Source organism: Sandarakinorhabdus rubra, from assembly GCF_010994245.1.
GTDB lineage: Bacteria > Pseudomonadota > Alphaproteobacteria > Sphingomonadales > Sphingomonadaceae > Sandarakinorhabdus > Sandarakinorhabdus rubra.
On sequence record NZ_WMHO01000071.1, the window covers coordinates 1 to 11,731 of the forward strand.

Annotated in this window: 14 protein-coding genes; 3 read left to right on the plus strand and 11 right to left on the minus strand. The window is 67.9% G+C overall.

What is annotated here, in order from left to right; translation table 11 throughout:
- Window positions 1–204: 204 nt before the first annotated feature.
- The 9 genes from GJV64_RS06255 to GJV64_RS06295 all read right to left on the minus strand — a co-directional run bounded on the left by GJV64_RS06255 (window position 205) and on the right by GJV64_RS06295 (window position 7,068).
- A complete protein-coding gene (locus GJV64_RS06255; protein ID WP_164156415.1) occupies window positions 205–567 on the minus strand; it encodes a HesB/IscA family protein in 363 nt (120 codons plus the stop codon).
- A complete protein-coding gene (locus GJV64_RS06260; protein ID WP_164156416.1) occupies window positions 567–1,022 on the minus strand; it encodes a DUF59 domain-containing protein in 456 nt (151 codons plus the stop codon). The genes GJV64_RS06255 and GJV64_RS06260 overlap by 1 nt, the downstream gene beginning before the upstream one ends.
- On the minus strand, window positions 1,019–2,239 hold the full coding sequence (locus tag GJV64_RS06265; RefSeq protein ID WP_205599545.1) for a cysteine desulfurase: 1,221 nt from the start codon (window positions 2,237–2,239) through the stop codon (window positions 1,019–1,021). The genes GJV64_RS06260 and GJV64_RS06265 overlap by 4 nt, the downstream gene beginning before the upstream one ends.
- The gene (locus GJV64_RS06270) at window positions 2,236–2,967 is read right to left on the minus strand and encodes a SufD family Fe-S cluster assembly protein (RefSeq protein WP_164156417.1); all 732 of its coding nucleotides are present in this window, start codon (window positions 2,965–2,967) and stop codon (window positions 2,236–2,238) included. Before GJV64_RS06270 ends, GJV64_RS06265 begins: the two co-directional genes overlap by 4 nt.
- Window positions 2,964–3,704, minus strand: coding sequence for a Fe-S cluster assembly ATPase SufC (gene sufC / locus GJV64_RS06275; protein WP_164156418.1), 741 nt, complete (start codon window positions 3,702–3,704; stop codon window positions 2,964–2,966). Before sufC ends, GJV64_RS06270 begins: the two co-directional genes overlap by 4 nt.
- Window positions 3,705–3,712: 8 nt before the next feature.
- Window positions 3,713–4,105 carry a hypothetical protein gene (locus tag GJV64_RS06280; RefSeq protein ID WP_164156419.1) on the minus strand — a complete coding sequence of 131 codons (393 nt, stop codon included), beginning with the start codon at window positions 4,103–4,105 and terminating at the stop codon, window positions 3,713–3,715.
- Window positions 4,102–5,631, minus strand: coding sequence for a Fe-S cluster assembly protein SufB (gene sufB / locus GJV64_RS06285; protein WP_235927624.1), 1,530 nt, complete (start codon window positions 5,629–5,631; stop codon window positions 4,102–4,104). Before sufB ends, GJV64_RS06280 begins: the two co-directional genes overlap by 4 nt.
- Before the next feature lie 17 nt (window positions 5,632–5,648).
- Window positions 5,649–6,098: an SUF system Fe-S cluster assembly regulator gene (locus GJV64_RS06290; protein ID WP_164156428.1), complete on the minus strand. Its 450-nt coding sequence runs from the start codon at window positions 6,096–6,098 to the stop codon at window positions 5,649–5,651.
- Between the two features lie 121 nt (window positions 6,099–6,219).
- Window positions 6,220–7,068, minus strand: coding sequence for a helix-turn-helix domain-containing protein (locus tag GJV64_RS06295; protein WP_164156420.1), 849 nt, complete (start codon window positions 7,066–7,068; stop codon window positions 6,220–6,222).
- Window positions 7,069–7,471: 403 nt separating this feature from the next.
- On the opposite strand from GJV64_RS06295, the gene GJV64_RS06300 reads away from it, so the two are divergent.
- Window positions 7,472–8,320, plus strand: coding sequence for a DMT family transporter (locus GJV64_RS06300; protein WP_164156421.1), 849 nt, complete (start codon window positions 7,472–7,474; stop codon window positions 8,318–8,320).
- Window positions 8,321–8,396: 76 nt separating this feature from the next.
- A complete protein-coding gene (locus tag GJV64_RS06305) occupies window positions 8,397–9,662 on the plus strand; it encodes a DNA recombination protein RmuC (protein WP_164156422.1) in 1,266 nt (421 codons plus the stop codon).
- On the opposite strand, the gene GJV64_RS06310 is transcribed toward GJV64_RS06305, so the two are convergent.
- Window positions 9,663–10,562, minus strand: coding sequence for a DUF3667 domain-containing protein (locus tag GJV64_RS06310; protein ID WP_164156423.1), 900 nt, complete (start codon window positions 10,560–10,562; stop codon window positions 9,663–9,665).
- A 250-nt stretch (window positions 10,563–10,812) separates the two neighbouring features.
- Here GJV64_RS06310 and ssb point away from each other — a divergent pair, with 250 nt between their 5' ends.
- The gene (ssb, locus tag GJV64_RS06315; protein ID WP_164156424.1) at window positions 10,813–11,319 is read left to right on the plus strand and encodes a single-stranded DNA-binding protein; all 507 of its coding nucleotides are present in this window, start codon (window positions 10,813–10,815) and stop codon (window positions 11,317–11,319) included.
- Between the two features lie 18 nt (window positions 11,320–11,337).
- On the opposite strand, the gene GJV64_RS06320 is transcribed toward ssb, so the two are convergent.
- On the minus strand, window positions 11,338–11,731 hold a 394-nt coding region (locus tag GJV64_RS06320), incomplete at its 5' end, for a YceD family protein (protein ID WP_164156425.1).

The window sequence follows — 11,731 nt, forward strand, 5'->3', positions numbered from 1 at the left end:
CGGCGGATGGCGGGGGACAGCAGCGAGGTGGTGGCCCGGCCATCCGGCCCGCCATCGTGGTTGCGGCGCGCGGCATAGGCGCGCCCGGCTAGCGGCACGAACTCGGCAAGGCGCGCGAGCGCCGCATCGCGGGTGAGGGGGAAACGCATGCACTGGCCGATAGCGGCTGGCGCCGCCGCTGGCCGCTGCCGCGATGCCGCAGCGTCAGACCGTGAAGCTTTCCCCGCAGCCGCAGGCGCCCTTGGCGTTGGGGTTGTTGAACACGAAGCCGGCGGAGAAATCATCCTCGCGCCAGTCCATCGTGCTGCCGATCAGATACATCAGGCTGCCGCCGTCGATGAACAATGTGCCGCCGGGCGTGTCGATGCGCTCGTCCCCCGGCTTGGCTGCCGTCACATAGGCGAGGTCGTAGGCGAGGCCCGAACAACCGCGGCGCGGGGTGGAGAGGCGCACGCCCACGGCGTCGGCCGGCGCGGCGGCCAGGATGGCGGCGATGCGGTTCGATGCCCCTTCGGTGACGATCACCGGGGCAGGCCGCGGGCGGCGCGTCAGGGTCGTCGTTTCCATCACAGCATTCCCATTTCCAGCCGGGCCTCGTCGCTCATCTTGCCCGGATCCCACGCCGGTTCCCACACCAGCTTCACGTCGCAGCTCTGGATGCCCGGCACGGCGCAGACGCGGATTTCCACCTCGCCCGGCATCGATTCGGCCACCGGGCAATGCGGCGTGGTCAGCGTCATGGTGATGGTGGCGTGGCCACCCTCCACCTCGACGTTGTAGATGAGGCCAAGATCATAGATGTTCACCGGGATCTCCGGATCGTGGATCTGCCGCAGTGCGGCGACCACCTCGTCCACGAGATCGCTGCCGGGGTCGGCCTCCACCGGCTCGGGCTTCTGCTTCAGGAAGCCTTCCAGATAATCCGGCGTGTGGCCGGCTTCGGCGGCTGCACGCAGCGGCGGCGCCTTGGGCACCGGCTTGGCTTCGTTCACTTCTTCCACCTCGAAGGCACGTTCGGTCATGCTGTTACCCCAAAGATGCGGGACACGCGGGTGAGCCCCTCGACCAGCCGCTCGACATCACGCGGGCTGGAATAGAGGCCGAAACTGGCGCGGGCGGTGGCCGGCACACCCAGACGCTGCATCAGCGGCTGGGCGCAGTGGTGGCCGGCGCGAATGGCCACGCCCGCTTCATCCAATATGGTGCCGATATCGTGCGGATGCACCCCCGCCATGGTGAAGCTGATGATGCCGGCGCTGTCCTCCGGCCCCAGCAGGGTGATGCTGTTGATCGTGGACAGGGCGGCGCGGGCCTGGCGCACCAGCGCGGCTTCGTGGGCGTGGATGCGCGCCAGCCCGATGCCTTCCACATAATCGATGGCCGCAGCCAGCCCGATCACGCCCTCGATATGCGGTGTGCCGGCCTCGAAGCGGGCTGGCGGCGGGGCATAAGTGGTGCGCTCGAACGTCACTGTTTCGATCATCGCGCCGCCGCCCTGCCACGGCGGCATGGACGCAAGGATTGGGCCCCGCGCCCACAGCACGCCGATGCCGGTCGGGCCGTAGAGCTTGTGGCCGGACAGCACGTAGAAATCGCAATCGAGCGCCGCCATATCGAGCGCCAGGCGCGGTGCCGCCTGGCAGCCATCGACCAGCACCAGCGCACCGGCGGCATGGGCGGCGTCGGCGATGCGGCGAATGTCGGCGGTGCCGCCCAGCACGTTGGACACATGGGCGATGGCCACCAGCCGCGTTTCGGGGCGGATCATCGCGATGAGTGTATCCTCGTCGATGCGGCCATCGTCCGTGAGCGGCGCGACATCGATCACGATGCCGCTGCGATCGCGCAGTAGCTGCCAGGGCACGATATTGCTGTGATGCTCCAGCGCGGACAGCAGGATGCGGTCACCGGGCTTGAGGCGCTGGCCCCAGCTCTGGGCGACGAGGTTGATGGCTTCGGTGGCGCCGCGCACGAACACCACTTCGTCTGGCGAAGCAGCGCCGATGAAGCGGGCGACGGTCGCGCGCGCCTCCTCGAAGCGCAGCGTCATGGTGGCGGAGCGTTCATAGACGCCGCGGTGCACGGTGGCATACTCGGCGCCATAACAGCGCGCGATGGCGTCGATCACTGCCCGCGGTTTCTGGGCGGTGGCGGCGGTATCGAGATAGGCCCAGTCACCCGCAAGTCCGGGGAAATCATCCTTCAGGTCAAGCAGGGCTGGGGCGGTGGCCACGGTCACGCCGCCCGCTCCAATATGGCGCTGATCTCGGCATCCAGCGCTTCGATGCTGGCGTCATCCAGGCCCTCGAGCGCGTCCGACAGGAAGGCGCGGGTCATCAGCGCCCGCGCCTGCGCCGGCGGCACGCCGCGGCTGGCCATGTAGAAGAGGGCGGCCCTGTCGATCTCGCCGATGGCAGCGCCGTGGGCGCATTTCACGTCGTCGGCGAAGATCTCCAGTTCCGGCTTGGCGTTGGCCGCAGCCCCCCGGTTCAGCAGCAGCGCCTTGAACGACTGGCTGGCATCGGTCTTCTGGCCTTCGCGGGCCACCGCCACCTGGCCCAGGTAAGAGGTGGTGGCGGTGCCGCCGGCCACCGCCCGCACGATCTGGCGGCTGGTGGCATGTGGCGCGACATGACGGACGGTGGTGGCCAGTTCGATGGTCTGCGCACCGTGGCCGACCAGAACGGCGCCAAGCTGGAAATCGGCGCCCTCATGACAGGTCACGTCCAGCGCGATGCGGCCATAGCTGCGGCCCGCATCGAGGATGGTCAGCCGATAGGACGCGCCGGCGCCGATGCTGATGGCGAGATGGCGGATGCCATCCTCGCTGGCCCGGATGATGTCGGTACGGTGCTCGCCAGCCGGGACCACCACCGGTTCGACCACGACCGGCCAGTGGCGCGCGACCGCCTTCAGGTCGCTGTAGCGCCAGGCCTCGTCCCTGCGGGTGGGAAGTGCGGCGGTCACGCGGCGATGGCGGAATAGCCTTCCGCCTCCAGCACATGGGCCAGCTCCGCGCCGCCGGACCGCACGATGCGGCCATCCATCAGCACGTGCACGCGATCGGGCACCACATAATCCAGCAGGCGCTGGTAATGCGTGATCAGCAGCGCAGCATGATCGGGCGAGCGCAGCGCGTTGATGCCATCGGCCACCACCTTCAGCGCATCGATGTCGAGGCCCGAATCCGTCTCGTCCAGCACGGCGAAATAGGGCTGCAGCACGTGCATCTGCACCATCTCGTTGCGCTTCTTCTCGCCACCCGAGAAACCCTGGTTCACCGCCCGCTTCATCATGTCGAAGGGCAGCCCCAGCGTCTCGGCCGCGGCGCGCGCCAGCTTCATGAACTCGGCGCCCGACACTTCGGGCTCACCGCGCAGGGTGCGCTGCGCATTGAGGGCGGTGCGCAGGAACAGCAGGTTCGACACACCGGGGATCTCCACCGGATATTGCAGGCCGAGGAACAGCCCGGCGGCGGCGCGCTCGTGCGGGGCCTTGGCCAGCAGGTCCTCACCCCGGAAGGTCACCGAACCGCCGGTCACTTCATAGCCGTCGCGCCCGGCCAGCACGTAGGAGAGCGTGGATTTGCCGGCGCCGTTGGGGCCCATGATGGCGTGCACCTCGCCAGCATTCACGGTGAGGGTGAGGCCCTTCAGGATGGGCTTGCCGTCCACTTCGGCAGTCAGATTGTCGATAACGAGCATGGCAGTCCTTAACGGGTCAAATTCTGGCGCTTCACGATGGTGACCACCGCGTTCTCGCGCAGTTCCTTCTCGATCACGCCCACGCTGGCATCGGCAACGGCCTCGGCCTGCTGGGGCGTGTGGTTCGGATGGCCGAAGCGATCGAAGGAGGCGACTTTCAGCTTCAGCGCATTGCGAATCGGCCGGCAGGCTTTCACCGCCTCGATGGCGATGCTGCCGGCCGGGTCCTGGCTCACGTCGGCAGCGGCAATCTTCTCATCGACGCACTTGCCGTAATCTGCGGTCAACCTGTCGAGCTCGGCACGCAGCTGCTGGCCCTTGGAATCAGGGCGCTGAGGCGCGGCATCACAGGCAGCAAGGCTGCCCGCCACCAGCGCCAGCAGGGCCAGCCGGCCGGTCACCCCACGCTGCCTTCGAGGCTGATGCCGAGCAGCTTCTGGGCTTCCACCGCAAACTCCATCGGCAGCTGCTGCAGCACCTCGCGGCAGAAGCCGTTGACGATGAGGGACACGGCGGCTTCCGCTTCCAGCCCGCGCGACTGGGCATAAAAAAGCTGGTCGTCGGAAATCTTCGAGGTGGTGGCCTCGTGCTCGATGATGGCGCTGGGGTTGCGCACCTCGATATAGGGCACGGTGTGGGCGCCGCACTGGCTGCCCAGCAACAGGCTGTCACACTGGGTGTGGTTGCGCGCGCCTTCCGCCGAACCGGCAACCCGCACCAGCCCGCGATAGGTGCCGTTCGAGCGGCCGGCGCTGATGCCCTTGGACACGATGGTGGAGGTCGTGTTCTTGCCAAGATGGATCATCTTGGTGCCGGTATCGGCCTGCTGGCGATTGTTGGTGACGGCGACCGAGTAGAACTCGCCCACCGAGCCGTCTCCCGAGAGCACGCAGCTGGGATATTTCCAGGTGATGGCGCTGCCGGTCTCGACCTGCGTCCAGCTCACCTTGCTGTTCTTCCCCAGGCAGTTGGCGCGCTTGGTGACGAAATTGTAGATGCCGCCGCGCCCTTCCGCGTCGCCGGGGTACCAGTTCTGGACGGTGGAATACTTGATCTCGGCATCGTCGAGCGCGACCAGTTCCACCACCGCGGCGTGCAGCTGGTTCTCGTCGCGCATCGGGGCGGTGCAGCCTTCCAGGTAGGAGACGTAGCTGCCCTTGTCGGCGATGATCAGCGTGCGTTCGAACTGGCCAGTGTTGGCGGCGTTGATGCGGAAATAGGTCGACAGCTCCATCGGGCAGCGCACGCCTTCGGGGATGTAGACGAAGGTGCCATCGGAAAAGACCGCGCTGTTCAGGCAGGCGAAGAAATTGTCGGCCACCGGCACCACGCTGCCCAGCCACTTCTTCACCAGATCGGGGAATTCCTTCACCGCTTCCGAGATGGACAGGAAGATCACGCCGGCCTTGCGCAGCTCCTCGCGGAAGGTGGTGGCCACCGACACGCTGTCGAACACTGCATCCACGGCAATCTTGCGGGCGCCCTCGACGCCGGCCAGCACCTTCTGCTCCTCGATCGGGATGCCGAGCTTCTCATAGGTGCGGCGGATTTCGGGATCGAGCTCGTCAAGGCTGGCCAGAGTCGGCTTGGCCTTGGGCGCGGCGTAATAATAGGCGTCCTGATAGTCGATCGGCGCGATGTCGAGCTTGGCCCAGTCCGGGCTTTCCATCGTCTGCCAGCGCGCAAACGCCTTCAGTCGCCAGTCCAGCAGCCATGCCGGCTCGCCCTTCTTGGCCGAGATGTAGCGCACCGTGTCCTCGGTCAGGCCCTTGGGCGCCATTTCCGATTCAACGTCCGACGTGAAGCCCCACTTGTAGGTCGCCAGATCGGCGACGGCAGCGCGCGCCGCAGCATCCTGCACCGGGGCATCCTGCTCCGGCGGGTCGCTGGCAGCACCGATGGCTTCGGCAGACACTTCGTCAGACATGCGTCTCTTCCAGTCGTTCAGTCGGCCAGCGCCGACACCGGCGCTGGAGTTGGTGCCGCCGCTGCCGCCGGCCGCACCAGATCGGCCAGTGACACGGCGGCGAGCGCCCCGCGCACGGCCTGGTTGATCGGGGGCCAGTGCCCCCGGATGGCGCAATGGCCTTCCATCGCGCAATCGGTCGTCTCGTGCCCGGCGCAGCTGGTCAGTGCGATCGGGCCATCCACGGCCTCCACCACTTCAGCCACGCTGATGTGGGCCGGTTCACGTGACAGCACGAAGCCCCCGGCCACACCACGCGACGCGGTGAGCAAACCACCGCGCGCCAGTGTGCCCATCAGCTTGGCCACAGTCGGCGCCGGGATCGCGGTCAGTTCCGCCACGCGCGCCGCCGACAGCTTTGCGCCGGGCTCACGCGCCGCCGCGGCCATCACGACGACGGCATAATCGGCAAGGTTGGTCAGGCGAATCACGCTTGTGTCCAGCACTTTCGGCCAAAGTGGACAAATCTGGTCGTCTTATGCGGACAAGGGGGCTCCAGTGTCAAGTTCTTGCGGCCTGCCGGGCGAGCCGGCACTGGCCTCGCCCCCCTCAGGCGATAAGCGCCAGCTTGGGAAGTCCCGGCAGCTGCCGCCGCCGGGCGATGGTGAGCCGCGTGACCGGTGCCGCCTCGGCCAGGAATCGGGCCGGGGTCATGCCGGTGAAGCTCTTGAACTCACGGATGAAATGGGCCTGGTCATAAAAGGCGTCGCCAGCTGCATCGGCCCAGCTGTCGGCCTCCCCGGTGCCCAGCCGCACCGCCGCCCCCAGCGCGCGATACTTACGCGCCAGCAGCTTGGGCGAGGCGCCATAGAGCCGGTGCGACAGCCGCTCCACCGAGCGCGCCGACATGCCGGAGGCCGCCACCAGCGTGTCGACATCCGGATTGGCACTGGCGGTCAGCCAGTCGTCGGCCAGCCGGGTGAACCAGGTCACCGGGCTGCGCACCCGCTCGAGACGGGCGAGGAGGCAGTGGTTGACCACTGCACAGCGCTCGGCATCGCTGCCGGCATTGGCCAGCCGGTCGAGCAGGCGCGTCACGCCGGCGGCCGGGAGTACGGCGGCCAGGTCCACCGCGTCATCGGCCAGTTCGTGGGCGGGAAGGCCGATCAGCTCGGCCCAGCCCTGCGGCAGCAGGCCGATGCCGAACAGGCTCAGCGACCCTTGCGCACTGTAATGCACCGGCGCCGTGGTCGGCCCCTGCAAAATGGCGCCGCGCCCGGCGCGCACATGCCCATCGGCATAGCGGTTGACCGCGTCGCCCTCCACCACCAGCCGCACCTGCCCCAATTCGGCGCGCATCAGATCGGCAAAGGCTGGCAGGTGCGATTCGAACCAGTAATAGGAAGAGACATGCGCCCGCAGCGCCGGCGCGGGCGCGAAGTAGCGAATGGAAATCATGCCCTGCCTCCTTCCCCGCGGCTGGTCATGGACAATCGTGGCGCCCCTTCTCCCCAGGGCGGCCATGTCACGCTCGCATTGATGCCATATACGGGCGGGATTGCCAGCAGTTTCCCCACCACACTGTGCCGTGGTTGCCGGGCAAAAAATCGGCCCAGACGGGCTGAGCCGTCCGGGCCGTGGAGTGCCAGGATGCCCGCACATCGGCATCCCTTGGGTCGCAGACATTGGTTAGCATCGCCATACGCGGCCGGATTGTAGAATTCCGACAGCCTGTGCGGCCCGCTGGCGCCTTGCCCGGCCATATCTTGCATGGCGGGGCAAAGCCGGCCAAGCGGGCGCCATGTCCGGCCCGGTTTCTCCCGCTACTTCCCCTGCTTCTGTCCGCTGGGCCTTCCCGGCCATGATCACCGGTTCGGCCTGTTTGGCGTTCGGGCCCTGGCTGGTGCGGCTGGCCGATACCGAAGCCAACGTGGGCCCGTTGGCCTCGGCCTTCTGGCGGCAGGCGCTGGCGGTGCCCTTCCTGCTGCTGCTGGCCGCGGTGGTAGATGGGCGCCGCGCCTTCGCCGGACTGGACCGCCGTGGGCTGTGGCTGGCGGTGATTGCCGGCGCCGCCTTTGCCGGCGATCTGGCAGTCTGGCACCTGGGCATTCTGCGCACGACGCTGGCCAATTCCACGCTGATGGCCAATGCCGCCACCTTCATGCTGCCCTTTTATGGCGCGGTGGTGCTGCGCCATCGCTTCACCGCGCCGCAGGGCTGGGCGCTCGCCGCTGCGGCCGCCGGCGTGGCGCTGCTGCTCGGCCGCAGCGCCGATGTCTCCTCCCGACACCTGGTGGGCGACCTGCTGTGCCTGGCCGCCGCCGTGTTCTACACCGTCTACCTGATCGCCATCGAGAAGCTTCGCGGGCAGCTGGAGGCGCTGCCGGCGCTGGCGCTGGCCACGCTGGCTGGCGCAATCCTGCTGGCGCCGCTCGCCGCCGGTGGCCGCATCTGGCCGACGGACTGGACCCCGGTGCTCGGCCTCGCCATCGGCAGCCAGGTGATCGGGCAGGGCCTGATCGTGTTCGCCGTGCGCCACCTGTCGCCGCTGGTGGTGGGCCTTGCCCTCCTGGTGCAGCCGGCGATCAGTGCCGCCGTGGGCGCGCTGCGCTTCGGCGAAGTGCCCGGCCCGTGGGAAATCGCCGGGGCCATGCTGGTGGTGGCAGCGCTGGTCATCGCCCGCCTGCCGGTTGGCCGCCGCCCCGCGTGACCCACCCGCTGGGCTTGAGCGCGGTGCACGGCCGGTCTATGTTCCAATTCCGTTCTCATCAGCAGGCGCGCCGCCCGTGACCGAAGCCATAATCGCCGTCATTGCCCTTCTGGTCGGCATCGCTGCCGGCTGGTGGCTGGCCAGCCGCCCGGTCGCCATGCTCAGGACCGAGCGTGACACCGCCCGCGCCGAGGCGGACGAGCGCCGCACCAAGCTGGCCGAGGCGGCGGTGGAGGTCCGCGCCCTGCAGGTGGGCCAGGAAGAGCGTGACAAGGCCCATGCCCGCCAGCTGGAGGAGCTCAACACCCGTTTCGAGGCGCTGGCCGGGCGCGTGCTGGAACAGGTACAGGAACGCCAGAAGGCCAGCCTGAAGGAAGTGCTGGCCCCGGTCGCGGGCACGCTGGAGAAGTTTCAGGAGCGGCTGGGCGAGGTGGAGAAGGCGCGGCAGGAAGCCTATGGCAGCCTGAAGGAAAAGCTGGCCTTCGTGGTGGACGGCCAGGAAAAGGTGCAGAGCGCCGCGGCAGGGCTGGTGACGGCCCTCAGGAGCAGCGGCAAGGCCGCCGGCAGCTGGGGCGAGCAGCAGCTGGTCAACACGCTGGAAATGGCGGGCCTGCGGGCCGGCATCGATTTTTCGGTGCAGACCCATGTCGCGGCGGACGGTGGCGGCAAGCGGCCCGATGCCATCATTAATCTGCCCGGCGGCCGCCAGCTGATCATCGACGCCAAGTGCAGCCTGAACGATTATCTGGCGGGGCTGGAGGCCGGCAGCGATGCCGAGCGGCTGGCCGCCATGAAGCGCCACGCCGCGGCGGTGCGTGGCCATGCCCGCGGCCTTTCGGAAAAGGCCTATTGGAACGAGTTCGGGGCGGCGGCCGATTTCGTCATCATGTTCATCCCGGGCGAGAATTTCCTGTCGGCCGCGCTGGAGCATGATCTGGCACTGCTTGGCTGGGCGTTCGACCAGCGCATCCTCCTGGCCGGCCCGATCAACCTGCTCGCCATCGCCAAGACGGTGGCGCTGAACTGGCGGCAGGAGAAGCTGGCCGACGAAGCCCGCGAGATCGGCAAGCTGGGCGCCGACATCTACAGCGCGATCGCGGTGATGGCCGATCATCTGGTGAAGATGCGCCGCAACCTCACCGAGACGGTGGGCAATTACAATGATTTCGTCGGCTCGCTGGAACGCAACGTGCTGCCCAAGGCGCGACGCTTTGCCGACATGGGGGTGGAGCAGGGACGCAAACCGGTGGTGCAGCTGTCGGCGGTTGACGTGCCGGTGCGCACCGAACAGGCACCCGAGCTGCTGCCATCCGCCGCCGCTCTGCCGCCGGCGGCAGAGTGATCAATCGAGCAGGCCCAGGATGAGCAGCAGCACCAGGTAAAGCACCAGGGTCACCAGGGCGGCAACCGACAGATAGATGGTCCGCCAACCAGCGCCCCACCAGCCCAGCCCGTAGGCCCCGCGCAACTGGGCAACCAGATGCACCGCCGGTGACAGGACCAGCACCGCCCAGAGCAGGCCGTTGGTGACGCCCGTCGTGAGCAACAGGCTGGCAGCAATGAAGACCAGGCTCATGAAACTTAGCGAGTAGAGCGCGAAGATGGCGTGGTCGTACAGGCCGACATCGCGCCGCCAGAAGAACGCCAGCCACAGCCACGGCAGCGACAGCGGCACCAGCAGGAAGCTCAGCTTGTAGGCCTTGGTCTGGACCTTGAAGAGCAGCAGCGAAGGGTTCACCAGCGCTGCCCGGACTTTCTGGCTTAGCCACGGCACGCCCGAGCCGCTGGCTTCACCTGCCTCGATGGCCCTGGCCAGGCCGCCCGCGATGTCGCTTGCCACATCGGCAACGCTGGCCTCCGGATTGCCGGCATTCCGCAGCATGACCCCGATCCCGGCGCGCGCTGCCGTGAGTTCCTTCACCTTGGTCTGATCACCGGCAGCCTTGGCCGCGGCCAGATCGGCATCGATATTGGCCAGCGCCTTGCGCGCCTCTGCGGCCCGCTGCGCGGTGGCAGCATTGTCGCCAAGTTGAATGGCGCCGTCGGGAACATGCACGAACGACAGCACGAAGAACATCAGGAACACCACCATCAGGAACAGTGGCACCGGGGCGATGTAGCGGGCGCGATGGCCATCGATGTAGCTGCGGGTGAGGCGACCCGGCCGGAACAGCAGCATCGGCAGGGTTATCCAGGCCTTCCCGTCCAGATGGGTGATGCCATGCACGATGTCGTGCAGCACGTCGCCAACGCTGCGGCTGAGATGCGCCGGCTGGCCGCAGCGACCGCAGAATGGGCCGGCGAGTGGGGTGCCGCAATTGGCGCACTGGCCGCTTCTGCCGGCGCCGCTATCACTGTCGTTGCTCAAGCCCGCCCCCCCGGCGTCTGTTCCCACCCTGAGCCCATGTTGCCAAGCCTGTGGATGCCCGCAAGGGTGCGATTGCACACCCCGGCGCCGCGCCGTATGACAGGATCAACGGGAGCAAGGCACGATGGCGGGCGTCAACAAGGTCATATTGGTCGGAAATCTGGGCAAGGACCCGGAATCGAAAAGCTTCGCCAACGGCGGCCAGGTGGTGCGCTTCCCGCTCGCCACCTCCGAGACTTGGCGTGACCGCCAGACCGGCGAGCGCAAGGAAAAGACCGAGTGGCACAACATCGCGATCTTCAACGAGAATCTCGGCAAGATCGCGACCCAGTATCTGCGCAAGGGCAGCAAGGTCTATCTCGAGGGCAGCCTTGAAACCCGCAAGTGGCAGGATCAGAACGGCCAGGATCGCTACACCACCGAAGTGGTGCTGAAGGCGTTTCGCGGCGAGCTCACCCTGCTCGATGGCCGCGATGGCGCCAGTGGCATGGGGGGCGGTGGCGGCGGTGGCAGTGGCTTTGGCGGCGGCGATGATTTCGGCGGCGGTGGCTATGGTGGCGGCGGCGGCACGCCGGCGCCCGCCAAGCGCCCGGCCTTCGACGACGACCTGGATGACGATGTGCCGTTCTGAGGGCCGGCTCCCGGGCTCTCAGCCCTTCTTGAGGACCGCGAACGGGCTGCGCGCCGCGACCGCTTCTTCCTCGGTGACAACGCCGGCCACCGGGCCGGGCAGGCGCGGATAGGGGTCCAGCGCCAGCGCAAAGGCCTGGGCGGCGATCTCGCCGAGATCGATCACGTCACCCGACAGCGGCTCCACGTCGAGGTCTTCGCTGGCCAGTTCGATTTCGCCCCCCTCGGGCACGCTGTCCGTCAGCAACAGTTCGATCGTCTCCCTGATCCGGAACGGCACCGGCTCGCCGCTCGCCACGCAGGCCTGGTCGCCGGTGCCGCGGACCTCGCCGCTCACCCTGATGCCTGCCGCTTCGCGCCGCACCTCCAGCGTGGCGCTGAGCGTGCCGAGCGCCAGCAGGCCGAAGCGCCGG